The organism is Vibrio sp. Y29_XK_CS5, from assembly GCF_024181835.1.
In the GTDB taxonomy this organism is placed as follows: Bacteria; Pseudomonadota; Gammaproteobacteria; order Enterobacterales; family Vibrionaceae; genus Vibrio; species Vibrio harveyi.
Map to the genome: position 1 here is coordinate 941,171 of NZ_JAMZAM010000001.1, position 25,631 is coordinate 966,801.

A 25,631-nucleotide genomic window follows, 5' to 3' on the forward strand; every position below is an offset into this window, starting at 1 on the left:
CCTTTTTATTGAAAACCGTATTGTGCAAACACTTTTTTAGCATCGCCCGATTTCAAATATTCGAAGAATTGCTCGGATTGCGTAGAGTCTTTAACAATCGCTGCTGGGTAAATGATGTCCGCGTGAGTGTCATTTGCAAACTCGCCCACCACTTTTACTTTATCTGTTAAAAGTGCGTCCGTCTTATACACCACGCCCAATGGGGCTTCGCCACGTTCAACAAGCGCTAAAGCTAAACGAACGTTCTTTGCAGGTGCAATTTGGCGTTCTAGTTTCTTCCAAACACCAAGGTTGGTGAGCGATTCTTTCGCGTACATACCAGCAGGAACAGATACAGGGTTACCTAAAGCGAGACGATTACCTTCTAATGCTTGGTTCCATGCATTTGCATCTGAAAAATCAAAAGGCTCGATTGTTGAGGCTTTTGGTGCAATCAAAACTAGGCTATTTCGCACTAAATTAGTGACACTGTCATTTTTCACTGCTTTTGATTTTACTAAGTAATCCATCCACTTAGTGTTTGCCGAGATAAAAATATCTGCAGGTGCGCCGTTTAAAATCTGGCGAGCGATAGACGAAGAACCCCCATAAACAGGCGTGACCGTTACGTCATACTTTGTCTCGAATTGTTGTGCAATATCGTTGACCGCGTTGGTCATTGACGAAGCTGCATAAACTTTTAATTCAGTTGCTGCGTTTGCTGCTGATGAAACGCTCAATATTGCCACTAGGCAAGCATGTATTTTCCATGCTTTCATAAAAACACTCCGGTTCTAGGCAGGCAGAAGTTGAAACTGTGGAGCTATCTGTCCACTTTTATTTGTGCTTCAAACAGTTAAAAACTGGTTTTATTTGAACAGAAAGTCAAGATTCATATGTTGTTCTATCGCATCCGCAATGCGATTAATGCCCTGTTCTTTTAACTCTTCAAAGTCTTGTTGTTTGATTTGAGTGCCGTTTACCCACTCTGAAACCAAGCTCAACACGTCTGCCTCATCGAAGAACCCGTGTAGGTAAGTTCCCATAATTTGGCCACATTCACTCAGCGATCCTTCTGCCTCCCCAGAATTTAACTTGAGAGGTTGAGCGCTCTTAACTTCAGTTCGACCAACGTGAATCTCATAGCCTTTCACGTCTGCTGTCTTACCGTTTAGGCAAAGCTGCGCTTGTGTATGCGTTAACTGTTTACTGTCGGTTAGAGTTGTAGTGATGTCTAACAAACCAAGACCTTCACTACGACCAGGCTGACCCTCTACGCCATATGGGTCGTCAATTACGTTGCCAAGCATCTGGTAACCACCACAAATGCCAATGACTTTGCCACCCAGACGGATGTGACGTTGAATGTCTTTATCCCAGCCTTGGCTACGTAGATAATCCAAATCGTCTCGAACTGACTTAGTACCCGGCAAGATCACGAGGTCGGCTTTGTCGATCTTTTCGCCCTTGCCAGCGTAGCGAAGGTTAATGTCTGGATTAAGACGCAACACATCAAAATCGGTGTGATTACTAATGCGGGTTAATACTGGTACCACAACATTGAGTTTCACTTGTGAAGACAGCTCTTGCTGTGCCGTAATGGCATCTTCTGCTTCGAGGTTTAGCCCGTGAAGATACGGCAATACACCCAGTACAGGCTTGCCCGTTTTCTCTTCTAGCCAATCAAGACCAGATTCAAGTAAGCTGATGTCGCCACGGAAGCGATTAATCACAAAGCCTTTGACGCGAGCTTGTTCAGATTTGGATAGTAACGCTAGCGTCCCATACAGATGGGCAAACACACCACCACGGTCGATATCCGCGATAATAATAACGGGTACGTCGGCTTCTTCTGCAAAGCCCATGTTGGCGATGTCATTTTCTCTTAAGTTAATCTCTGCCGGACTGCCTGCTCCTTCAATCATGACGGATTGGTATTCATCCACCAGTTTTGAAAATGAGTCCAATACGGTTCCCATTGCCACTTTTTTGTAATCATGAAATCTGACAGCATCCATGTTCGACAAAGCTTTACCTTGTAAGATGATCTGTGCACCTGTATCGCTGTTCGGTTTGATTAGCACTGGGTTCATGTGAACGGTTGGTTCGACATTACACGCTTGCGCTTGCACTGCTTGAGCACGCCCAATCTCCCCACCATCTTTGGTTACTGCACTATTTAAGGCCATGTTCTGCGGCTTGAATGGGGCAACCTTTATCCCTCTACGGGCTAGTACACGGCATAAACCTGCCACAAGGACGCTTTTTCCGGCATCAGAAGTCGTGCCTTGTACCATTAATGAAGGGATTGGTGATTTCATGAACGTTTAATAAGAGAAAAAAGAAGGTGAACAATCATAACGTTATCTCTGTATCGGACTCAAGAAAATGAATCGAATATGAATGTTCGAATCAGTAATGGTTCAAATACGGTTTGTTTTAATAGCACCATCAAAAACGAACACCTATATAGAGAAACCAAATTATGAAAAATACTGTAATCGCTACTATCGCTGCACTTGCTATCGCTCCTACTGTTGCAATGGCTAAAGACCACAACCACGGTCAATCAAGCATCCAATTTAATGGACCTGTAACGGTAGAAAAGGTAGATGCGTTGATCAAAGAATCAAGCATGTTTACAGAGAAAGACGTTGTCGTAGAAGGCAATCTACTACGTCAAACTCGTGCTGACCAATTTATCTTCAGCGATGGCTCTGGCGAAATCATGGTTGAATTGGATGATGATATTCGACTAACAACTCCTATTGACCAAACGACAAAAGTACGTCTATTCGGTGAGTTTGAAGGCGGAAGCAAACCGGAAATCGAAGTCGAACATTTAGTTGTGATGTAGTTCTGCCCGTTCAACGCCAATTTGGGCAATAAAACATTGATCATGCGCACTTTGTCCTAGTGCATAGGGTGACGGGAAACACCTATAATGATATTTTGTAAATCTTGGTCTGCATTTTGCAGACCTTTTTTTCGTTCGTATTATTTTTTGCCGGAGACACCCATGCTAGGTAAAGCTCTAAAGGTAGCAACCTTTGGTTTGTGCGCTGTTTTGCCACTTGCCGCACACGCTAACAATTTCAATTACAACATGATGGAATTCCGCATGGGTACAAGCCCAGGCACGTTTGGCGGCGAAGTCACAACATACTTTACAGAAAACACGCATTTTATTGGACGCGCAGACAGTGAGTTCAGTGGTGACTGGGACATCGCCGGTGGTATTGGCTTTAATGGTCCGGCAGGTCAGTTTGCTGATATCTATGGTCAAATGCTGGTTCACAACATTAAAAAAGACAGTGGTGATCTTGTCGGTGACGAATGGAAGACCGAAGTTAACATCGGTACTCGCGTTTGGTTTATGCAGAACATCGAATTGCACGGTCGAATTGGCCAATTAATCGATAATGATGATTCAAAAACGATTTACAACCTTGGCGCAAGGTTCCATTCGACTCAACAGTTATCTTTAGGTGCGGATTTGAAAGATAACGGTACTTACGGTCAACAACTTGTGTTGTCAGCGCGTTTCGCTTACTAACTTCTGCAGGTTAACCAAGCGAACTAAAACTCGGTTAACTGATTGAAAAAATTAAAAAAGCCTCGCAGTTGAGAGGCTTTTTTTTGTTTCAGTTTCCAAACGATGAACTACTTACCGCTTGGTTTGTTTTGAACGTATTTTTTTGATACATCCACAACAGCGACATCTCGGAAAAAGCTACGTCCTAAGAGCATCGGAAACTTCATATGTCCACGCTCTGTTAGAGTAAACTCGGTTTGCTCTTTTAGGTCGCCTACCTGGATGTAAGCAACAACAACTGGACGTTTATCAACATCTTCCGAAGAAGACTGACGTATCTTTGCCCAACGCTCTACTGGAAGTTTAAATTCTTTACTTGCTTTACCATTGATATCGATTTTGAACTGAACCCAATCTTTACCATCACGCTCGAACGGAACCACTTCGGTTGCGCTGATAGAAGACGTTGTTGCTCCTGTATCAATGCGAGCTTTAAATGTGCGGTCAATCGCTGGTACGTAAACCCATTCTTCTGCACCAAGGACCAGCATGCCATCAGGCGTTTTTTGAACCTTAGCTGGCTTTTCTGGTTTTGGCTCCGGCTTTTTCTCAGGTTTTGTTTCCGGTTTTTGTTCCGGCTTCACCTCAGGCTTTGGCTCTACTTCAGGTTTTACTTCCGGCTTTTCAACCGGTTGCTCCACGACTGGTTTTTCTGGCTCAACAGGCTCAGTGGTCGTCGGTGTCGACGTACAAGCAATAAGACCACCGCTCATCATTAGCGGCAGAATCAGTTTCCAGTTCTTCATTAACTCTCCCAATTAACGTTGAGATACTTTTTGGATCGCGTCAGCAACGTAAGGAATATGAGTTTCGGTCAAACCAGCGATGTTAATACGACCATCACCGACACCATAAATGCCATAATCTTCACGCAGTTGCGCCATTTGGTTTTCACTAAAGCCTAGCACAGTAAACATGCCTTTGTGGCTCTCGATGAAATCAAATTGATCTGTATTATGGTTGTTTCTCAATTCGTTACACAAAGTTTGACGAAGATTCAGCAAGCGTTGCTGCATTTCGCTCAATTCTTGTTTCCAAACTGAAGTAAGGTTGGCATCTTGAAGAATGGTTTTCACCAATGCTGCACCGTGATCTGGCGGCATAGTGTAAGTTGAACGTGCTAACGTCAGAAGCTTACCTTTTGCATTCGCCACGTCTTGCGTGTTTTTACCGATCACAATCGCAGCACCAGTACGTTCACGGTACAAACCAAAGTTCTTAGAACATGAGGTTGTGATCAGCATTTCTTCTACGTTGTCAGCCATAAAGCGGAGACCTTTTGCGTCTTCCTCTAGACCGTCACCAAAGCCTTGGTAAGCAATATCCACAAATGGGGTAAAACCATTCTTTTGCGAAAGCTCTGTAATTGATTGCCACGCAGAAAAATCAATATCTGCACCCGTTGGGTTGTGGCAACAGCCATGCAGAAGCACGACATCAGAAGGACCTGCTTTAGAGAGGTCTTCTAGCATTTTCGCTGTATCAACTTGTTTCGTTTCTGGCGAGAAGTAATGGTAGAACTTCACCTTAAGTCCAGCCGCTTCCATCACTGGCTTGTGGTTTACGTAACTTGGGTTTGAAATCCAAACCGTCGTATCTGGTTGTGCAACCTTCATTAGGTCACCCAGCATACGCAACGCACCGCTTGCACCGGGCGTTTGAATCGCTGCCACACGATCTGTTGCTGACGTACCCGTCAGAAGTAGATCGATCATGCTTTGGTTGAATTCTTCACAGCCTGCAAGCCCAACGTAGGATTTGGTCTTTTGGTTTTCGACAACCACGTCTTGTGCCATTTGAATGGCTTTCATGATTGGCGTTTCACCAGCGCTGTTTTTGTACACGCCAATACCAAGGTCAACCTTGTTTGGACGTTCATCGCCGCGGTATGCGACGGAAAGAGATAAAATAGGATCTAATACGGGAGTTGGTAGATTAGAAAACATGAAAGTCATAACCCTTTGAAATTCAAGTATCGAACCTCACGGTAACACTTTCGTTAAAAATGGCGAAATGATTTTTCACACATTTCGCCAATTAGAGTACAAAATTCTGGTGCCTAGGGAATTTTATGAACTCAATCGGTCATAAAAAGAACGATTCACTCATTGAAGTTTGAATCTAGCTTACCGTTTTTCCTAAATTCGCGCGGAGTCATGTTGGACCAAGCTTTAAATCGTGTACTGAAGTTTGCGCCTGTTGGGTACCCTACTATTTCACCGATGTGCTGAATTGACCACTCTGTTGAGCGCAACAAACGCGCGGCATATTCCATTCTCATACGAGTTAAGTGTGCCATTGGGCTTCGCCCAAACTGTTGCTGGGTCAAACGATGCAAGTGGGGTTCAGAACATGGGTACAGGGCTGCAAGTTGTTCTACCGTCCATTCTTTATGGAGCTGTCTCTGAACCAAATCGAATACGCGGCGCAACTTTAACTGGTTGCGTGATATGGAATCTGAGTGCGGCATATTCAGCATGAGCTCTAACTGGGCAACACTGTGTGCACCGACTTCACCGCCGTAATCGATAGGTAGATTGATACTTCGCAATAGAGTCTGAATACAGAAATACATCACTTCTGGCGCAGGTGTAAGTTGATACTCAATCTCGTCATTCACCATTGACCATTCTTTATCTTGGGAAAGAAACACCCACGCGATTTGCCACGTTTCGTCTTCCATTCCAAAGCCATTTTCGATACCTGCTGGCACGATCACTAACGATCCTGGCTCCAGTTCATAACGACAGGCTCCGCTCTCCAACCAGCCTTTGCCACGAACCGTGTACAACAACATGTGTTTCTTCTGGTTTTTTCGATAAACGGAAAAGAACTCTCGACAAGTAGCAATTCCACATTGGACGATGCCTCTTTCTTCAAGAGCAAGCACGCGAGTGTGGTCGATGAACTCTTGATAGGTCTTTTCTGAAATGGTGTAACGTTCTTGCTTCTCTTCCATGATTCGATGGCTCACAAATGCACTCACGGCAAACGTGTTCTATCAAACCACCGATAAACACTGGATAGTTTGACAAAACTTTTGGATGTCTTCGAAAAATACACCGCCAAATCATACGGATAAACTACTCGCATTGTTCTTAGAGGAGAAATGCGATGCTCTTAACACGTCAATACATAGACAAAGCATTTTGGAAAAAACTGATTGCGATCGGCGTTCCTGTATCGCTGCAATCCATGCTGTTTTCGTTACTCGGTGCCATCGATATTTTTATGGTGAGTCAGTTAGGTGAAGCTGCAACAGCAGCGGTTGGTGTTGGTAACCGAATCTTTTTCTTTAATCTCGCCGTGGTGTTTGGATTGTGTGGTGCAGTAACGGTTTTAGCCTCTCAATATTATGGCTCGGGAAACCTTGCAGGAATCAGACGAACGCTCGCCCAATCCTGGTTTATTTCGCTGGTAGTTACTTTGCCATTCATTTGGCTGTACGTGGTTTATGACAAAGAAATCGTCTCTTTTATGTCGGACGATCCTGAGTATGTTGGTTATGCGAGAGAATACTTAGTAGTGACTGGTTTGAGTCTCCTAGGTACCGCCGTAGTCGTTCCTATTGAATCGGTGTTGAGATCCGTCGGTGAGGCAAAGATGCCGACTTACGTCAGTATTGCCGCTATCATCGTGAACGTTTTCCTCAATGCGGTTTTGATCTTTGGCTTGCTAGGATTTCCACAATGGGGTGTATTTGGGGCTGCAGTCGGTACTTTTATCTCACGCTTTTTCCAAACTGGGGTGCTGGTTTACTTCTTTTGTCGTCGGTATTCACATCTGCTCCCTACTCTTTCAGATTGGCGTGAAGGCACAGTACAGAAGTATCGAAACAAATATTTCAAAGTTTCGATGCCAATGCTGATCCACGATGCGTTGTGGACTGGCGGTTTAATTGTCTACAGCATCATTTATGGTCAGTTGGGCGTAACAGAACTGGCGATTATCTCGTTCCTATCACCAATTGAAGGCGTATTGATTTCAACCTTTATGGGATTCGCTGTTGCCGCTTCTGTACTGCTTGGGAATGACATTGGAGCCCAACAATATGACCGTGTAGAGAAAACTGCGTGGTGGTATGTATTAACGAGCGCGGTATTGGCAACCATTTTGTTCTTTGCCGTATGGATTTGCTCGCCTTTGATTTTGAATTTGTTAGAGATGAGCCCGCTCACAGACAAACAAATGGCGTTGAATGTATGTTTGGTGCTCGCATTAGGCATGATACTGCGCGTGTTTAATATGGTTGGTATTGGAGGCGTATTAAAGAGTGGCGCTGATATTCGCTATAGCATTTTCATCGACACGTTTGGTCAATGGGCGATTGGTATTCCGCTTACCTACTACACCGGGATGGTGTTAGGTTTACCACTGCATTGGGTGTTGATGTCTCTACTGGTCGAAGAATTAGTAAAAGGCATTCTAACGACTCACCGAATTCAGTCTAAGCGATGGATTAATAACATGGTTGATGATGACTCCAGTGTGACGGCGTAACTGAAACGTTGTGCTATAGTTGTTGAGTTAAGCTCAAAACAGAACGATTTCATCAATCAAAGCTTTAAAAGAACTCACACCAAAAGGGCACATTCGAAATATCCGAATGTGCCCTTTTTATATTGGCTTTTCTTGAGTTGGAACGCTTAAAGCTCAGTGAATCGATGGATAATTTGATTCGAGCTGCCTCGCCATTCAAGGTTGAGGTCTCGTTTATCTTGCTCGTATTTACCATCGATTAATGTGTCGATGTATTGCGTCACTTCACGCTGCGCATCGTCGAGCTCTTCAAGCGTGTAACCTGTCCAAACCCAAATATCTTTGCCTGGGCACTCTTCTCTTACGCGTTTTACAAGCTTAAGAATGTGCGGCACGTTCGCTGGATGCAAAGGATCACCACCAGACAGAGATAAACCTCGGCGTTTGATACGCGTGTCGTTTAGGTCTGCAATGATTTTGTCTTCTGCTTCTTGCGTGAAAAACACACCAGAATCCAAGCGTTGCGTCGACTGGTTATAACAGCCGCGGCACTGGTGTACACAGCCCGACACAAATAGCGTGCAGCGTGTACCTGGTCCGTTAACAACGTCAATTGGATAGTATTGGTGGTAGTTCATAATCGTGCCTTGTTTTGCTGGCTAGAAAAGAAAATCAACCCACGACAGGTTGATTTTCATTATTGGGTTTGAGCTTAAGTAAACCTTACAGGTGTTTAACTCGACGCTTCACTTCTTCTTGCTTACCGAAGTTAAACGGACGTGCATCTGGGCTGCCTAGGTAGCCACAAACACGACGTGTCACTGACACTTTGGTTGAATCATGGTTGCCACAGCTTGGGCAAGTGAAGCCTTTACTTGTACAGTCAAACTCACCGTTGTAGCCACACTCGTAACACTCATCAATTGGCGTGTTTGTACCGTAGTAAGGTACGCGGGTGTAACTGTAGTCCCATACGTTTTCTAGTGCTTCAACGTTACGTTGCATGTTCGGGAACTCGCCGTAACAGATAAAGCCGCCGCTTGAGATTTCTGGGTAAGGCATCTCAAAGTCGATCTTGTCGTATGGGTTCACCTTCTTCTCAACATCTAGGTGGAAGCTGTTGGTGTAGTAACCTTTGTCTGTTACGCCTTCAATTACACCGAACTCTTTCGCGTCGATGCGGCAGAAACGGCTACATAGGTTTTCACTTGGCGTTGCGTATAGGCTGAAACCGTAACCAGTATCTTCTGCCCAACCGTTTACTGTGTCTTTCAGGTGCTTGATGATTGCTACTGCTTTTTCACGTAGAACAGCATCATCATAAACGTGCGCTTCTGTACCGAATAGCGCGTTAATTGTCTCGTGTACACCGATGTAACCAAGAGAAATAGACGCACGACCGTTCTTGAAGATATCTGCGATTGAGTCGTCTGCTTTCAGGCGAACACCACACGCGCCTTCCATGTAAAGGATCGGAGCAACGCGTGCTTTCACGTTTTCTAGACGAGAGATACGTGTTTCTAGTGCTTTACGAGCAAGACGTAAGCGATCGTTTAGAAGCTCGTAGAATTTCTCTTCACTGCCGTTTGCACGGATAGCGATACGAGGAAGGTTCAAGCTCACTACGCCTAGGTTGTTACGACCTTCGTGAATCAGCTCGCCGTTTTCTTCGTAAGTACCAAGGAAGCTACGACAGCCCATCGGTGTTTTGAATGAACCCGTTACTTCTACTACTTTGTCGTAGTTAAGAATGTCTGGGTACATACGCTTAGACGCACACTCAAGCGCAAGTTGCTTGATGTCGTAGTTTGGATCTTCTGATTTGTGGTTCAAGCCATCTTTGATGCCGAATACCAGTTTAGGGAATACCGCTGTTTTACGGTTCTTACCTAGACCTGCAATACGGTTCTTCAGAATCGATTTCTGGATAAGGCGTGATGCCCAGCTTGTACCAAGACCAAAACCGAACGTAACGAATGGTGTTTGACCGTTCGCTGTGTGTAGCGTGTTTACTTCGTATTCTAGAGATTGGAACGCGTCGTAACACTCTTTCTCTGTGCGCGCTTTTGCGAACTCTTCTGGCTCAGCAATGTTCCACTCTTTTGCGATCTCTAGATGTTTCTCGTAGCTTGTGATTACGTACGGTTCTAGAACTTCATCAATACGGTTGATGGTTGTGCCGCCGTAAATGTGGCTCGCTACTTGAGCAATGATCTGTGCTGTTACTGCTGTTGCAGTCGAGATTGATTTAGGAGTATCAATCTCAGCGTTACCCATTTTAAAGCCGTGCGTTAGCATGCCTTTAAGATCGATAAGCATACAGTTAAACATTGGGAAGAACGGAGCGTAATCCAAATCGTGGTAGTGAATGTCCCCCACTTCGTGTGCTTGAACCACATCGCGAGGAAGGATGTGTGTCTTCGCGTAGTGTTTCGCAACAATACCAGCCAACAAGTCACGTTGAGTCGGAATCACTTTGCCGTCTTTGTTCGCATTCTCGTTGATTAGGTCTAGGTTACTTTCTTCAATCAGACCTTCGATTTCGCGAGTTAGCGCGCTTTGCTTCTCACGAGCAATGTCGCGATCGTGGCGGTATTCAATGTAAGAACGTGCTAGGGCTTTGTAAGGACCTTGCATGAGTTCATTTTCGACTAAGTCTTGAATCTCATGGATGTGAACTTCATCGTGATCCTGAAGCTGTAACTCAACTGCCAGAGCAACATTTAGTGCATAAATGGCGACATCTTTGTCTTTATTTTCCGCTGCAGCTTCTACTGCTGCTTGTATACGATCCCTGTTGAACGGAGCTCTTGAGCCGTCACGCTTGATTACGATTGGTTTCACTTTTTCTCCTTACCCCAGCATACTCACAGAGTTATCCACAAACACACTATATGGGGTTATTTTTTATTCTGCTGACACAATATATTGTGGCGTATTTAACGAGAAGCACCAATTGAAAACATTGATTTTGATCAATAAAAAATGGGTAGCGAACAAGAACAAATCGATCTTATTGGCGTTGATCTCACTTGCGAAGAAAACTGTGAAAATTGCAAAATTGGAGCGAAATCCACTTGCTTTTTTTCGAGGTCTTATAGGATAAAGGATGGAAAGGAATGCGCTAAATTATAGGAGTGCGATAGACCAAAATGCGATCACTTTTTGTTACGGTAATATTACTTTTTAGTTCTCTTTCATTTGCTCAAAATTCCGTCAAATTAACCAGCTGGAATATTGAATGGCTATCTATAGATGGTGGAAAAGTGTCTAGAACACCACAAGATTTTGAAAAACTGACCCACTATGTGGATAAAACACAAGTCGATATTCTCGCTTTTCAAGAAGTCGAAAGTGTCGCTGCAATCCAAAAAGCCGTTGGCAATGACTTCACTATTTATCTTTCCGATCGTTCAAACGCCTCCAACAGACACCTTCAGTTCAATGACACCAATCAATACACCGGTTTTGCGGTACGTAATGGTATGAGCGTGTTGGACAAACCAGACTTTTCTATCACACGAGGCAACAGCAAGCTCCGCTTCGCCAGCTACCTTGTTTTGAATCCAAACCAAGACAACGAGACTCACCTACTCTCTGTACATCTAAAAGCGGGGTGCAGTGGTGCGTATCGCAATAATCGCGATTGTAAGATCGTGAAACAACAAGGACAGGCACTAGCCAAATGGATAAAAGCACGCGAGGACAACAAACAACAATATGTGGTGCTTGGCGACTTTAACCACAATTTGGGTTATCGAGGAGATTGGTTATGGGACGTGCTATCGGACAATACCAATGCAAGGCTAGTAACCCAAAATACCAAAGCGGAATGTAAAGTGCGTTCTAATCGTAATCCGAATAAAATCCACCAATTCCGCTCGGTGATAGACCACATTATTGTTAGTGGTGATTTAAAGGCGTCGTCCGGCGTTCAAACCGTTTTCAAAACGCAAGATGTGCTCGATTATAAACTGAGTGATCACTGCCCGGTTTCTACGACGCTCTCATTTTAATGTTGAAATACTCTTTTTAGCATTGAAGTTCGCTCTTTATCGACTAACCATTGTTTTAGCGGTGAATGACCCAACCAACATTGCCGCAATAAATAGCAGAACTTGTGTGTTGCCAGTAAAAAGGCTGGCAACCGCAGGTCCAGGACACACACCGAGTAAGCCCCACCCAATACCAAACAGTGCTGCACCGCCAACTAACTTTTTGTCTATCGCTTTAGAAGTTGGACAGACAATCTCATCACCAAACACAGATTCGCTTCTTGGCTTTATTAATAAAAGATAAGCAGGAACGAACACCGCAAGTGCTCCGCCCATAACGAAGGCTAAGCTTGGGTCCCACGCGCCGGTAATATCCAGGAAGCCGATCACTTTTGCCGGATCAGCCATACCGGAAATCACCATACCAATACCGAAGAGCGCACCAGAAAATGCAACGATAGAAATTTGCTTAATACTTTTCATTACCTGAGTTTTCATAACGACACTATTCCTTACGAGACTAGTAAGACGGTTAACATGGCGGTTGCCATAAAAGTACACGTTGCGACTACAGAACGGATAGAGAAACGCCCTATCCCACAAATGCCATGACCACTTGTGCAACCATTACCGATACGTGTACCGACCCCAACCAGTAAACCAGCAACGACAACCAAACCAAGAGAGCCGCTGTACTCAGTTGGTACATACCCGCCAAGAGCATAAACAGCAAACACACCGCCCAATGCCATCGCAATTAAGAAGACAATTCGCCAAACTCGGTCCGCACTCTCAACGGCACCATTTAAGATCCCGCTGATTCCAGCGGTCTTGCCATTGAAAAGCATCAATACTACCGCTGATGCACCAACCATGACGCCGCCCAAAAGCGACATCCAAGGAACTTCAAACATAACAACCACCCGTATAAAGTTTTGAATTACTGCTTACAGAAAACTTGGTTAAACGCCTCAATCAGCGGACCAACTCTTTCATCAGAAATCGAATAGAACACCTGCTGAGAAACCTTTCGAGCTTTGATGATGTCGTGTTTTCTCAATACGGTGAGGTGTTGTGAAAAGGCTGATTGGCTTAATGTTGAGCCTTCAAACAGTTCACCGACCCCTTTTTCGCCTTCAATAAGCTTGCACATCACGATTAAGCGCTCTGGATGAGCCATTATTTTAAGTAGCTCACTCGCTTCGGTCGCACTTTGTAGCATACTGTCGCCCATTCTTATGCCTCTTCATCAATACGTTAAGTTTTATTAGATATTACTAATTAATATTATTAAGTCAATGCTAATGTAGCTAAATTAACATTAGACATAGCTAAATTATTTAAGTAAGGTGTAGGCGTTTTCGATCATTCAGTAGGAGAAATCCATGAGCAAAATCGTGATTATTGGTGGTGTTGCTGGCGGTGCATCTGCAGCAGCACGCGCTCGTCGTCTTAGTGAAGACGCAGAAATCATTATGTTTGAACGCGGTCCATTTGTGTCATTTGCAAACTGTGGCTTGCCGTACCACATTGGTGGCGATATCCAAGAACGCAGCAAACTGCTTCTTCAAACGCCTGAGAGCTTTTTAGCGCGTTTCAATGTTGATGTTCGTGTAATGAACGAAGTGGTTTCAATTAACCGCCAAGATAAAACGGTTACGGTTAAGAACCTACTTGATGGCTCTGAATACCAAGAGAGCTACGACTTTCTTCTACTTAGCCCTGGTGCAGGTCCAGTTGTGCCGCCTATTCCGGGTATTGATAACCCATTGACGCATTCGCTGCGTAATATCCCAGATATGGATCGCATCATTAAGACGATCGAAACCAACAAAGTGGAACACGCTACGGTCGTTGGTGGTGGTTTCATCGGTTTGGAAATGATGGAAGCCTTCCACCAGCTTGGCGTAAAAACCACATTGGTTGAAATGGCGGATCAAGTGATGACGCCCGTTGACCGAGAAATGGCCGGTTTTGCTCATGCAGAAATCCGAGAGAAAGGCGTCGACCTGCGCTTAGGCGTTGCTCTATCTTCTGTTGAATTTGTGGCGAACCAATCTGTCGCTAACATAGAAGCGGGTGAAGATGACACACACCAACACCTTCAAGGAAAACTGACGCTGTCTCTAAACAATGGTGACCAGCTTGATACCGATATCCTGATCATGGCTATTGGTGTACGCCCTGAAACAAAACTCGCGCAAGAAGCCGGTCTTCAAATTGGTGCACTAGGCGGTATTTACACCAACGAATACATGCAGACCAGCGATCCTTCGATCTATGCCGTTGGTGATGCGGTTGAAGAGAAAGACTTTGTCACTGGCGAACAAACCCTTGTTCCGTTGGCGGGACCAGCAAACCGTCAAGGTCGTATGGCAGCAGACAACATGCTTGGTCGCCAAGAAACTTACCAAGGTACGCAAGGCACGGCGATCTGCAAGATCTTTGATTTAGCCGTCGCTTCTACTGGTAAAAACGAGAAACAGCTAAAACGTGACAACATCACTTATGAAAAAGTGTATGTCCACACAGCCAGCCACGCGAGTTACTACCCTGGCGCAGAAACTGTGTCGTTCAAAATGCTGTTTGATCCAGCAACCGGAAAGATTTTAGGTGCGCAAGCAGTAGGTAAAGACGGCGTTGACAAACGTATTGACGTAATGGCAGTTGCTCAGCGTGCTGGTATGACAGTAGAACAACTACAACACCTTGAACTCACTTACGCGCCACCGTATGGTTCCGCGAAAGATGTGATTAACCAAGCGGCTTTCGTTGCGAATAACATCATTAAAGGTGACGCAACAGCGATTCATTTTGATGAAATCGACAACCTCTCAGAGGACCAAGTTCTGCTCGATGTTCGTAATCCGGGAGAATTGGAATCTGTCGGCTTCATTGATGGCGCAATCAATATTCCTGTCGACCAACTTCGCCAACGTATGAATGAACTGCCGAAAGACAAAGAGATCGTGATTTACTGTCAGGTCGGCTTGCGCGGTAACGTCGCTTATCGTCAACTGGTCAATTCAGGATTTAAAGCACGTAACCTACTTGGTGGTTACCGTACCTATAAGTTCGCAAAAGCTTAATCTCTAATTCTGCTTAGTTAGACAAAGGGGCACGTTATGTGCCCCTTTCTACATTTCAGACTCGACCAAATGAATTATCTTGGTCGCTTTTTCGAAGTGATCGAGTTGATGAATTTGAATCCACCAAGTCGCCGCTTCCATCAATAACTCAGGATTGTCATTCTTATTAGCGAAAAAGGCATAAAAGGACACGCCAACATTGTCGCCTTTCTGCTCTATTTTCTTCTTACACACCTGAATGATTTTGTCTCTTAACGCGATGTTCATTGCCTTTCCCTTTCTCTTTGCGACAGCAAAATTAGCCCAAAAATAGAATGACTGTATTTATATACAGTTATTCTTAGTAAGGCAAATAAACATAATCATCTAGATGAATATTCTCGCGCGAAGACCTAATACCCAAGTGCTGCTTTTGTTCGAAAATGCTGGGTCTTTGATGTATTGAATATCCGGTGTGATTTGAATGTAGTCGTTCAACTGCATGTTGTAGTAAAGCTCGGCAGTGAACTGTTCAGAGTCATCCACACCATAAGCGTGTTCTAGGTTATCGTTTACATGACTCCAGTTAACGGCGAAGCCTAGGTTGTTGGTTGGTTTACCTAAACCAAAGTAACCAATCCCCACCGTTAGGGAGCGATCATAAAGTGCCACATCGCCTTCCGAGAAGCCACCACGAACAAATGGCATTAATTGCTCTGTAGCAAAGTAGCTTGCTGAAAAGTTAATACCCTGCCCGCTGTCCTTATTCGTCAGGTTATGTTGCGTGTCGCCATCCAAATGCCAAGCGGTTAAATGAACATTATCGGTATAGATTTGATCTTGTGATGCCGTCCAACCCAGTTCGAACGTCGTAAACAATTTATGATCGTTGAATAAGGTGTCGAAGCCATCAAATGGTTCATCTGAACGCCCTTTACCATCGGCCACACCTGCAACCATATAGAAGTTATCAGTCAGCATGTGACCAACGGCTAGACCTAGAATCCCATCATCCGGTAGACCAATGGAACCACCACCAGTACTGAATGCAAGGTTACTGAATCCGGTCCACGGACTGGCTAAAGCGTATGTATCAACATAGTCAGTGGTATCTAAGAAACCCACCATGAACGAGGTTTTGCCACCATTGAGCTTTTGTTTCCAATATAGGTTAGTTAGGCGAGCACCTTGATCACTGTACGCAGGACCAATCATGCCTGCATAACCTAGCCCATTGCCAATGAAGCTAAACTCTTTTGGTGACAAATCACTATAAGCATGGCGGTGTTCGACTTTCCAAACCAATCCGCCCGTATTTCCAGACTCAAGACCAACCAGATTCCAGCTACCATAAAAACGAGCAACACCAGCACTTGCGGTATCTTCACCGCCAGTTTGCGGGTCAGACGCCGTTAAGCCAAGCGCTTGGTAATCCAAACCAAACGTTAAGTTATGATCTTCCGCTAGTGATTCTCGCCAAGTGCGTTTTTCACGAGCATTTTCAGCAATGGTATTGTCAACCGTATCAGGGCTACCAAAGTTCGCCGCGTTAATCGATGACGCCATTACAAGTGAAAGAGCGATAAAACTAAGCTTTGGAACAGTTACTTTCATGTCTGGTTTCTCATTAAATTGATTTCTAGAAAAAGAGTTTAATGATTCAGCGTTTTGAAAATTGCCATTAAGCGACAGCTCACTGCTTTTTGTATTTTCGGTGGTGTACTCTTATCGATAAGGTCGAATTGAAACCTCGTCCATCTGGTAGATGGTTTCTACGTTCGAAGCTCCGTCAGAATATGAAACATCCGCCTTAGTCTTTTTCACATGCAGATCCCCTTTCACCCAAATTGGCTCGTAAAGAGAAGTCAGTTTCAAACCTTTCGGATAATCGACCAAAACAATCTGGTTTGCAGGTGGCGGTGGTGTATGGATGCAAGCGCCCATAGTTGGAACAAGGAAAAATTTTGTGACAACGTCATTGTTAAATTCTACCGGCGTTACAAAGCCAGGAATTTCATAAGTATCTTCAGTAAGTGTTGTGTTTGGCATTGATGCCAACATACGACGATGCTGAGTAATCTCTTCGCGCTTTTTGAACAACCATTCTATGTCTAAGTCGTCAGCTTTTAAGCTGTCTTCTAATTCCTTCATGGTTTGTTTCTGTTGCTCATTAAGATTTTGAGCATCACGGTATCTTGCAAGAGAACCAAGTTCAAAAAGTTGTTGGTCTGTGAGTTTTACAAATGGGTCTTCAATCTGAGGGACATCCACTGGCAACAATTGCTCCCAGCTTAATTGATCGGCGGATACATTTGATGAAGCCAGCAAAACTAAGCCAGCCAATAGGTACTTCTTCATACGTTCCCTTGAATAGTTCTTTGTCTTTTAGAGAAAAATTTGGGGACAATAGCGCCCCCAAATAGTCGAAAGAGTTTACTACAAGGTATTCTTGTGGATCTTGCCGTCTTTCATAATTACTTTGAATTTATCTTGGTAATCGTTAAGAATTGTGATGTCCTGCAGAGGATTCCCATCCACCAGCACTACATCAGCGTAAGCGCCCGGCTCTACAACGCCGAGTTTTCCGTATTTATATGGATTCATGCCACCCGACCAGCTTAGTACTTCTGCGGCATTCGATGTGCCCATCTTCATGATCTCATATGGTGTAAAACCGACTTTCTCCATCCAAACCATGTTGTCTGCTTGGCGCGTATTGTATGCAGGGCCAAACATATCGCCACCAGTAACAATCAACAGGTCATATTTACGCGCCCATTCAAACATTTGCTTCGCGCCTTCGTTTACTTTGGTCGCTTTGGCTTTTTGATCCGGGCTGAAGAAGGTGATCTTTTCAGGTTCAGCAAAGGCTTCAAGAGACATCACCGCTTGTGCAGAAAGTGCCACACCCTTTTCTTTCATTCGCTTAATGGTTTCTTCGGAAATTAAGAAGTTATGCTCAATCACTTTTACGCCAGCATCAATGGCACGGTTAACCGAACGATCATGATAAGCATGCGCCATAACGTAGGTACCGTAATCTTCTGCTACGCCAACAATCGCTTCCATCTCTTGTTTAGAGAATTGCGTCATGTGAATTGGATCGAACTCACTCGCAACACCACCGCCGGCCATTATTTTAATCTGCGTCGCGCCCGAACGTAAGTTCTGACGTGCAGCACGACGAGCTTCTGTTTCGCCATCGACGATATAGCCAAAGCCGTGGCGTTCAAGATCGTCAACGCGTCCTGGAACATCGTTAAAGCTACCGGTATCCGCGTGACCACCAGTTTGACTCAAGAAGCCCCCGGCTGGGAACAATCGCGGTCCCTCAAGCAAACCATTGTTGATGGCTTTTGCGATACCAAGAATATTACAGCCTGCATCACGAGCCGTCGTAAAGCCTTGGTCGAGATACTGCATCATGGAAACATGAGCACGAGCCCCCATCGCCATTTGATCATAACCATCTCTACCAACCAACATACCTTCTTGAATACACATGTGGGAATGCATGTCGATTAAGCCAGGAATCATGGTTAAGCCTTCGCCATTAATTGTCGTTGTTTGCTTATCAGCTTTAATTGGTTTCGGTGAGATTTCCTTAATCATGTTATCCACGACTAAGACATTTTGGTTTTGAAGTAGCTTTTCATCGGTGCCATTGAAAACATCAACGTTAGTAAACAGTGTCGATGCTGCATTCGCGTTTAAGGCAAATGCACAAGATAGCGCAACAAAAGAAAGGTTCTTCTTAGAAATTATCATTATTACACCTACGTTTTTTGGATAGTTGGGGTCCATTTCCTATAACTTCCCTGTCAGAACAGCGGTGTTATGAGGGCATCTATTTCTGTGATCACCAAAAACGACTGATCAGGCAAAAAACATATGAAACAGACGGCTTACGTTAAAAACATAGAAGTCATCATGACGACTTTCAAGGCGGTTTAATTGCCTTTACACGACAACATGCGGATATTGTGAAAGAAATGCGAGTTGAGACAAAAACCTCCGATTATTCAGAGGCTTTATGTGTTACGTTTCATTTGACGGAGGGGCACAACAAAGACTGACGATACGCTTTAGGCGTGAGATTCATCATTCGCTTAAACGCGCGGGTGAAGTGAGCAGAATCTGAATAGCCTGTTTTGAGTGCAATGTGCGTAATACTGAGGTCTCGGTCCGCTAACAGTTCCAACGTTTGTTTAAGTACTAACCCTTCGATCACTTCTCGATAAGTTGTGTTCTCGCTCGCCAACCGCCTTTGTATGGTGCGAGCGTTCATGTCAATCAACTCGCCAGCAAACTGGATAGAGATCTTTCCCATCGAGAGATAAGGCGTCAGCGCCCTTGCTAATGCATCACTAAACTTATCATTCTCACCACGAAAACTCGTGTTTGGCGCCGTTTGAGATGGCGTGAAAGCAATCGGTTGGTTAATCCATTCGTTCGGAATCGAGATAGCAGTAACCGGTCTTCCAGTAAAGAACTGGGCACTTTTCATCCCAGGCAATAGATTGAATGGCTCGGCTTCTATGTCTTGAATCCCGACCTCCGCCAATCGCCACTGTGAACCCACAAGCTTTTTGAGTAGTTCATTCATAAACATGGCGGAGAACATTTCCGCGTAACGAAACCATTCTCTGTTTGCGTCTTGTTTTTCTCTGACGAGCCACCATTTACCGCCACGCGATACGACCGAAAGACTGACATTATCTGAGTTCTGTTTTAGCAGTTGGGAGACTTCTTCCAATGCCGCTTTAAGTGAGTGCGTTTGGGTAATTTGATTGGCAAACCTAGGAACGTAGATATCGTGACAAAGCGTCCAAGTAAGCAAGGCAAACTTCTCGGGCGATGCTCTTTCACCTAAGGTTTGAAATACCGACTTTAATGCACTTTCTGGTACAAACGCATTAGAGGATTGGCTGGATAAGATATCCTGTGGCATACGTGCGGTTTCAAGTAAGGAATGAATATCACCATCAAGCTCATTGAGCATCGTGGCAAACAGCTTTACTTCTTCCGAGTGGACCAAAGGAATATCTGTATTGGGCATGCAAGCTATCATCTTAAAATACCAAGGATTATTTTAGTTTAAGCACAAACTTCCGGGCTGTCATTAGTCACAATCCAAGTGCAATTTGATAATGAGAGACGACTCACTCTGAACAGAAGAGCCAACGCACATTGGCATTCAACATAGACCATTGCCTGTTCAAGAACTTGCCAATTCACGCCACAGATACGTTCTATTCACTTTTAAAGCACTATTTAAAGCGCTATTTATACTTCTATGAATGTGATGATTTTCACGCTTTCTTAATCAGCAATCGTTTTCTAGGAATTTTTCCTAGTCGATCTAAGCCCTCCTCTCATGTAGTTAAAAAGAGGACTCTCTACAATCGCCAGCAGTTAAAAGAAAGCGAGCACGCAAGTGCATCACACTAATACAAGAGAGTTCACGATGTTAAAATTCCTTGAACAAGTCCGGAAGCCTACCCTAGACCTTCCAGTCGAAGCGCGTAGAAAAATGTGGTTCAAACCATTTATCCAATCTTACCTAGTGGTATTTATTGGCTATTTGACGATGTACCTGATCCGTAAAAACTTCAACGTCGCACAAAACGACATGATTTCTACTTACGGTTTGTCGATGACAGATCTAGGTTTGATTGGTCTCGGTTTCTCGATTACTTACGGTATCGGTAAGACCGTAGTTTCCTACTATGCCGATGGTAAAAACACCAAGCAGTTCCTTCCTTTCATGCTTATCCTTTCTGGTCTGGCAATGCTTGGTTTCAGTTTCAGCATGGGCGGTGGCAGCGCGAGCTTGTTCTTGATGGTAGCGTTCTACGCACTAAGTGGTTTCTTCCAAAGTACTGGTGGTCCTTCTAGTTACTCGACCATCACTAAGTGGACACCGCGTAACAAACGAGGTTCTTACCTAGGTCTTTGGAACATGTCTCACAACGTAGGTGGTGCGGGTGCTGCAGGTGTGGCTCTGTTTGGTGCTAACTACTTGTTTGACGGTCACGTGATCGGCATGTTCGTGTTCCCTTCTATCATTGCGATCATCGTTGGTTTCATCGGTATGCGCTATGGTAACGACTCTCCGGAAGCCTACGGTCTAGGTAAAGTAGAAGAGCTATTTGATGAAGTAGTCAGCGAAGAAGACGAAGCGGCTGAAGGCAATCAAATGACTAAGAAAGAGATCTTTGTTGAATACGTTCTGAAAAACAAAGTGATCTGGCTACTTTGCTTCGCAAACATCTTCCTTTACATCGTGCGTATCGGTATCGACCAATGGTCAACGGTTTACGCATACCAAGAACTTGGTCTATCAAAAGAAGCAGCAATCTCTGGCTTCACCCTATTCGAAGTGGGTGCGCTTGTGGGTACTTTGATGTGGGGTTACCTGTCTGACCTTGCAAATGGTCGCCGTGCGCTAGTGGCTTGTGTTTCTTTAGGTTTGATCATCGTATCACTTGAGTTCTACCAACACGCAACCAGTGAGTTCATGTACCTAGCGTCACTATTTGTTCTTGGCTTCCTTGTGTTTGGTCCTCAACTACTTATCGGTGTTGCTGCGGTTGGCTTTGTTCCTAAGAAAGCAATTAGTGTGGCAGACGGCGTAAAAGGCACATTCGCTTACCTAATTGGTGACAGCTTCGCGAAGTTGGGTCTAGGTATGATTGCAGACGGTACACCAATCTTTGGTCTAACGGGTTGGAAAGGCACGTTCGCTGCCCTAGATACCTCGGCAATGATTTGTATTGTTTTGCTTGCTTTCGTTGCTATCGCAGAAGAGAAAAAGATTCGTCAAAACAAGAAGAAGCTTGAACTCGCAGAAAACCAAGCTTAATCAAACAGCGCGCTTTGTTAGTCAAAGCGCGCTAGATCATTAAATAAACTTGGTCAATTTAGTATCATAGTAGGTTTTTATTGAGCTCTCTATATCAAAGGTGCCAAAGGATTGTCTCCTATCTAGCGCCGATTGGTATTGAGCTCATTTTCGTTTGTGTATTGCTGAAGTTTGGTATTTAAGATGATTAACGTAGCGCTTGTTGATGACCATGTCATTGTTCGTTCTGGATTTGCTCAGTTGTTGAGCCTTGAGCCAGACATGAATGTTGTAGGTGAATTTAGCTCGGTAGCAGAAGCTCGAGTGGGATTACCTGCGTGCAAGCCAAATGTAGTTATCCTAGATATCTCGATGGCAGACGAAAGTGGGCTTACCCTACTCTCCGAAATCCCTTCAGGCATTGCTTGTGTCATGCTTAGCGTGCACGACTCTCCCGCAATGGTTGAAAAGTCACTTAAACTCGGCGCAAAAGGTTACCTAAGTAAACGTTGTAGTCCTGACGAGTTGATTCAAGCCGTACGAACCAGTGCTTTGGGCGGTTGTTATTTAACGCCTGATATTGCGTTGAAGCTCGCGACACCAAGTGACAAAGCGGCAACGCTGACTCAACTGACTCGCCGAGAAAACGAAGTGTGCCAATTATTGGCTCGTGGTTTAGATGTGAAATCAATCGCCACTGAGCTTGGCTTAAGCCATAAAACCGTTCACGTTCACCGTGCAAACGCCATGGATAAGCTTGGCGTAAAGAACAATGTTGAACTCGCCAAACTGTTCTCGCAAGAGTCGTTTTAATGCGTAGCTACACCATCACCTCCATTTGCGGTTTATTCATGACAGGATGCTCGTGGTTCTGTCTGTGGGTGATCGCTTATTACTTTGTGAACGATGCAGAGCTTGCGATCTTGTTGTTCCCCTTCGCGTTGCGTTTGGGTCTAACACTACACACGCGCACAAAGTATTGGGCAACGATTTATCTCGCCGAATGGGGATTGACCGTTGCTCTTGCACTACTTCTTGAACAGCCGCAATGGCTAATGGTGTTGGTTGCCAGTTTCCTGAGTATGCCGGTTGTTTACCTTGCTAAGCGTTATTACAAAGGCGATCAGAACCAGCATTTAGCGGTTATGGCGGTCGTGTTGCTCGTGACGTCTTGTATTAACGTACTAGCGGTTGGTTATCATGTCCAATCTGTCTACATGGCATGGTTAGCGAGCATTGCTGGCGGTTTGTTAGTTCTGCCAATGTGCTATTTGCTTTGGAACTACCTTTTCCAAAGCCCTTGGTCACCGCTGACCTCGAATTTGTTAGCCAACGAAGTTCAGTTCAAAGTTCGTCATATTCTGCTATACAGTGTGTTGTTGATTGCCAGCATTTTGGTTCAAACCAGCCTGCCGGATGAGTTAAAACGCTTCGCACCTTTCTGCATGGCAATCCCAATCATTGTGCTTGCGCTACGCTATGGCTGGCAAGGTGCCCTGCTTGCGACCATGTTAAATAGTATCGCGCTGATTGCTGCGCGAAGCGGTGTTTCGAATCTGGAAATCACTGACCTTCTGTTATCCCTTTCGGCACAAACCCTAACTGGCATCATGCTTGGTTTAGCGGTGCAGAAACAAAAAGATCTTAACCAAAAGCTTCGTGGTGAATTATCGAGAAACCAAACCTTGTCTCGACAGCTCATCCAAGCGGAAGAGTCGGTGCGTCGTGACGTGGCAAGAGAACTGCACGATGAAATTGGTCAGAACATCACAGCGATCCGTACCCAAGCGAGCATCATTAAGCGGGTCGATAACGCTGAAATGAACACACGCTGTGCCGATATGATCGAAAACCTATCACTTAATGTTTATGACACCACTAAACATTTGCTGAGCAAACTGCGCCCAAAAATGCTCGACGATCTGGATTTGAAAGACTCCGTTCACCAGTTAACCCGTGAAATGGAGTTCGACAATCATGGCACTCGCGTTGTGCTTGATTGGCAAGGTGACTATGAGTCTTTGGGCGACACGCTAAAAGTCACCCTTTTCCGTTTGTGCCAAGAAGCGTTAAACAACGCTGCCAAATATGCGAGTGCGACGTCTATTGTTATCGAGCTGTCTATTGACGAGAACATTTCGTTGAACATCGCTGACAACGGCATTGGTTTCAAAACCGAAGACTGCATGAAAGGCATGGGCGTTCGCGGCATGCAAGAACGTGTGCAAGCGCTTGGTGGAAAAATGTATATCTACTCTTTGAACGATCATGTGGATGGTACGCAAATCGCCATCACATTACCTAAGGTGTAACGAGCATGTTTGGATTATTTCAGTCTCCGAGCTACAACCAAGCTCCCCTTAGCAAAGACCAAGTGGACGAACGCTACCGCTATTGGCGTCTACACATCATGCTGGGTATGTATCTTGGTTATGCAGGCTTTTACTTCACTCGTAAAACGTTTAACTACGCTGCTCCCGCGATGATTGCTGATTTAGGTTTAGATAAAGCCGATATCGGTATGATTGGTACGCTTTTCTACATCACCTATGGTTTATCGAAGTTTATCTCAGGCACCATTTCTGACCGTTCTAACCCTCGCTTTTTCATGGGTGTCGGTTTAATCGCGACGGGCCTTATCAATATCGCGTTTGGCTTCTCTAGCTCTTTGGTTGCACTCGCTGCACTTTGGGTGATGAACGCTTGGTTCCAAGGTTGGGGTTGGCCTTCGTGCTCTAAGTTACTTACGACTTGGTATTCGCGCTCAGAACGTGGTTTCTTGTGGGCAATTTGGAACACCGCCCATAACGTAGGCGGCGCTTTAATTCCCCTACTCGTTGGATTTCTTACATTCCATTACAGCTGGCAAGAAGGCTTTATCGTACCGGGCGTTATCGGCGTCATTCTTGGTGTCATTGTTTGTTGGCGCTTGCGCGATAAACCGACCACTCAAGGACTGCCAACGGTTGGTCAATGGCGTGATGACAAGTTAGAACTGGCGCAAGAAAATCACGGGCAAGGCCTGAGTTATAAAGAAATCCTCAAACAATACGTGTTCAACAACAAGTACATTTGGTTGCTCGCATTTAGTTATGTTCTGGTTTACATCGTGCGCACCGCCATCAATGACTGGGGGAATTTGTACCTGACAGAACAACACCACTACAGTCTAATCAATGCCAACGCAGCATTGTCGATGTTTGAAATCGGTGGCTTTGTTGGTTCTCTAGTGGCTGGCTGGGGATCGGATAAACTGTTCGGTGGTAACCGAGGTCCAATGAACCTGTTGTTTGCCGCAGGCATATTCCTATCTGTCGCAGCACTGTGGTTGATGCCATTAACCAACTTCGCGTTCCAAGCTGCAGGACTGTTTTCTATTGGCTTCTTTGTGTTTGGTCCACAAATGTTGATTGGAATGGCAGCAGCGGAATGTTCACACAAAGATTCCGCTGGTGCAGCAACGGGCTTTGTTGGTTTGTTTGCCTACATGGGTGCCGCACTTTCTGGCTACCCATTGGCATTGATTCTTGAAGAATACAGCTGGACTGGATTCTTTATCACCATCTCGGTATGCGCAGCGGTTATTGGCTTGCTGTTGTTACCGTTCTTGCAGGCTCAACCTTCAAGAAAGCCGCTCGCTCCCAAGCTTAGGTTGTAGACACCTGATTGTA

The 25,631-nt window shown here is 44.8% G+C and carries 24 protein-coding genes; 9 read left to right on the top strand and 15 right to left on the bottom strand.

Annotation, left to right across the window (positions count from 1 at the left end; all coding sequences use genetic code 11):
• Positions 1–5 precede the first annotated feature (5 nt).
• Together modA and NL647_RS04225 are read right to left on the bottom strand one after the other, a co-directional pair.
• Complete coding sequence (modA, locus tag NL647_RS04220; RefSeq protein ID WP_253649691.1) at positions 6–758, bottom strand: molybdate ABC transporter substrate-binding protein; 753 nt, start codon at positions 756–758, stop codon at positions 6–8.
• Between the two features lie 90 nt (positions 759–848).
• A complete protein-coding gene (locus tag NL647_RS04225) occupies positions 849–2,300 on the bottom strand; it encodes a cobyric acid synthase (protein ID WP_253649692.1) in 1,452 nt (483 codons plus the stop codon).
• Between the two features lie 164 nt (positions 2,301–2,464).
• On the opposite strand from NL647_RS04225, the gene NL647_RS04230 reads away from it, so the two are divergent.
• Both NL647_RS04230 and NL647_RS04235 read left to right on the top strand, forming a co-directional pair.
• Positions 2,465–2,836, top strand: coding sequence for a YgiW/YdeI family stress tolerance OB fold protein (locus tag NL647_RS04230; RefSeq protein ID WP_005446886.1), 372 nt, complete (start codon positions 2,465–2,467; stop codon positions 2,834–2,836).
• Positions 2,837–2,998: 162 nt separating this feature from the next.
• A complete protein-coding gene (locus NL647_RS04235) occupies positions 2,999–3,535 on the top strand; it encodes a hypothetical protein (RefSeq protein WP_005446887.1) in 537 nt (178 codons plus the stop codon).
• Between the two features lie 107 nt (positions 3,536–3,642).
• Here the strand turns inward: NL647_RS04235 and NL647_RS04240 are convergent, their stop codons facing one another.
• The 3 genes from NL647_RS04240 to NL647_RS04250 all read right to left on the bottom strand — a co-directional run bounded on the left by NL647_RS04240 (position 3,643) and on the right by NL647_RS04250 (position 6,533).
• Positions 3,643–4,320: a RimK/LysX family protein gene (locus tag NL647_RS04240; RefSeq protein WP_239924762.1), complete on the bottom strand. Its 678-nt coding sequence runs from the start codon at positions 4,318–4,320 to the stop codon at positions 3,643–3,645.
• Positions 4,321–4,332: 12 nt separating this feature from the next.
• Positions 4,333–5,520: an amino acid aminotransferase gene (locus NL647_RS04245; protein WP_009702330.1), complete on the bottom strand. Its 1,188-nt coding sequence runs from the start codon at positions 5,518–5,520 to the stop codon at positions 4,333–4,335.
• A gap of 155 nt (positions 5,521–5,675) precedes the next feature.
• The gene (locus tag NL647_RS04250; RefSeq protein ID WP_009696622.1) at positions 5,676–6,533 is read right to left on the bottom strand and encodes an AraC family transcriptional regulator; all 858 of its coding nucleotides are present in this window, start codon (positions 6,531–6,533) and stop codon (positions 5,676–5,678) included.
• A 155-nt stretch (positions 6,534–6,688) separates the two neighbouring features.
• Between NL647_RS04250 and NL647_RS04255 the strand changes: the two genes are divergently transcribed.
• Entirely contained in the window at positions 6,689–8,074 is a 1,386-nt protein-coding gene (locus NL647_RS04255) for an MATE family efflux transporter (RefSeq protein ID WP_253649693.1), read from the top strand.
• A 146-nt stretch (positions 8,075–8,220) separates the two neighbouring features.
• Here the strand turns inward: NL647_RS04255 and nrdG are convergent, their stop codons facing one another.
• On the bottom strand, positions 8,221–8,691 hold the full coding sequence (gene nrdG, locus NL647_RS04260; protein ID WP_005435220.1) for an anaerobic ribonucleoside-triphosphate reductase-activating protein: 471 nt from the start codon (positions 8,689–8,691) through the stop codon (positions 8,221–8,223).
• An 85-nt stretch (positions 8,692–8,776) separates the two neighbouring features.
• Complete coding sequence (nrdD, locus tag NL647_RS04265; protein WP_005427114.1) at positions 8,777–10,897, bottom strand: anaerobic ribonucleoside-triphosphate reductase; 2,121 nt, start codon at positions 10,895–10,897, stop codon at positions 8,777–8,779.
• Positions 10,898–11,205: 308 nt separating this feature from the next.
• Between nrdD and NL647_RS04270 the strand changes: the two genes are divergently transcribed.
• Complete coding sequence (locus NL647_RS04270) at positions 11,206–12,069, top strand: endonuclease/exonuclease/phosphatase family protein (RefSeq protein WP_053049031.1); 864 nt, start codon at positions 11,206–11,208, stop codon at positions 12,067–12,069.
• 36 nt (positions 12,070–12,105) lie between these two features.
• Here NL647_RS04270 and NL647_RS04275 read toward each other — a convergent pair whose 3' ends face one another.
• From NL647_RS04275 to NL647_RS04285, 3 genes are read right to left on the bottom strand one after another with little or no spacing between them, the layout of a single operon-like run.
• On the bottom strand, positions 12,106–12,546 hold the full coding sequence (locus tag NL647_RS04275) for a YeeE/YedE family protein (RefSeq protein WP_045487474.1): 441 nt from the start codon (positions 12,544–12,546) through the stop codon (positions 12,106–12,108).
• Between the two features lie 14 nt (positions 12,547–12,560).
• Positions 12,561–12,962, bottom strand: coding sequence for a YeeE/YedE family protein (locus tag NL647_RS04280; protein WP_053049033.1), 402 nt, complete (start codon positions 12,960–12,962; stop codon positions 12,561–12,563).
• 26 nt (positions 12,963–12,988) lie between these two features.
• Complete coding sequence (locus tag NL647_RS04285; protein ID WP_009700376.1) at positions 12,989–13,282, bottom strand: helix-turn-helix transcriptional regulator; 294 nt, start codon at positions 13,280–13,282, stop codon at positions 12,989–12,991.
• 151 nt (positions 13,283–13,433) lie between these two features.
• On the opposite strand from NL647_RS04285, the gene NL647_RS04290 reads away from it, so the two are divergent.
• Positions 13,434–15,137 (top strand): FAD-dependent oxidoreductase, encoded by a 1,704-nt coding sequence (locus NL647_RS04290; RefSeq protein ID WP_253649694.1) that lies wholly within the window; start codon positions 13,434–13,436, stop codon positions 15,135–15,137.
• A gap of 48 nt (positions 15,138–15,185) precedes the next feature.
• On the opposite strand, the gene NL647_RS04295 is transcribed toward NL647_RS04290, so the two are convergent.
• The 5 genes from NL647_RS04295 to NL647_RS04315 all read right to left on the bottom strand — a co-directional run bounded on the left by NL647_RS04295 (position 15,186) and on the right by NL647_RS04315 (position 20,175).
• A complete protein-coding gene (locus NL647_RS04295) occupies positions 15,186–15,404 on the bottom strand; it encodes a DUF6500 family protein (RefSeq protein ID WP_029789318.1) in 219 nt (72 codons plus the stop codon).
• A 99-nt stretch (positions 15,405–15,503) separates the two neighbouring features.
• Entirely contained in the window at positions 15,504–16,730 is a 1,227-nt protein-coding gene (locus NL647_RS04300; RefSeq protein ID WP_038898957.1) for a carbohydrate porin, read from the bottom strand.
• Between the two features lie 111 nt (positions 16,731–16,841).
• The gene (locus NL647_RS04305) at positions 16,842–17,474 is read right to left on the bottom strand and encodes a DUF3299 domain-containing protein (protein ID WP_005446901.1); all 633 of its coding nucleotides are present in this window, start codon (positions 17,472–17,474) and stop codon (positions 16,842–16,844) included.
• A gap of 78 nt (positions 17,475–17,552) precedes the next feature.
• Positions 17,553–18,884: an amidohydrolase family protein gene (locus tag NL647_RS04310; RefSeq protein WP_253649695.1), complete on the bottom strand. Its 1,332-nt coding sequence runs from the start codon at positions 18,882–18,884 to the stop codon at positions 17,553–17,555.
• Between the two features lie 277 nt (positions 18,885–19,161).
• On the bottom strand, positions 19,162–20,175 hold the full coding sequence (locus NL647_RS04315) for a helix-turn-helix transcriptional regulator (RefSeq protein WP_253649696.1): 1,014 nt from the start codon (positions 20,173–20,175) through the stop codon (positions 19,162–19,164).
• A 408-nt stretch (positions 20,176–20,583) separates the two neighbouring features.
• On the opposite strand from NL647_RS04315, the gene uhpT reads away from it, so the two are divergent.
• From uhpT to NL647_RS04335, 4 genes are all read left to right on the top strand, one after another.
• Complete coding sequence (uhpT, locus tag NL647_RS04320; protein WP_253649697.1) at positions 20,584–21,981, top strand: hexose-6-phosphate:phosphate antiporter; 1,398 nt, start codon at positions 20,584–20,586, stop codon at positions 21,979–21,981.
• A gap of 183 nt (positions 21,982–22,164) precedes the next feature.
• Positions 22,165–22,773: a transcriptional regulator UhpA gene (gene uhpA, locus NL647_RS04325; RefSeq protein ID WP_017819640.1), complete on the top strand. Its 609-nt coding sequence runs from the start codon at positions 22,165–22,167 to the stop codon at positions 22,771–22,773.
• Complete coding sequence (gene uhpB / locus NL647_RS04330) at positions 22,773–24,272, top strand: signal transduction histidine-protein kinase/phosphatase UhpB (RefSeq protein ID WP_253649698.1); 1,500 nt, start codon at positions 22,773–22,775, stop codon at positions 24,270–24,272. Before uhpA ends, uhpB begins: the two co-directional genes overlap by 1 nt.
• 5 nt (positions 24,273–24,277) lie before the next feature.
• Positions 24,278–25,618: an MFS transporter gene (locus NL647_RS04335; RefSeq protein WP_253649699.1), complete on the top strand. Its 1,341-nt coding sequence runs from the start codon at positions 24,278–24,280 to the stop codon at positions 25,616–25,618.
• Positions 25,619–25,631 lie beyond the last annotated feature (13 nt).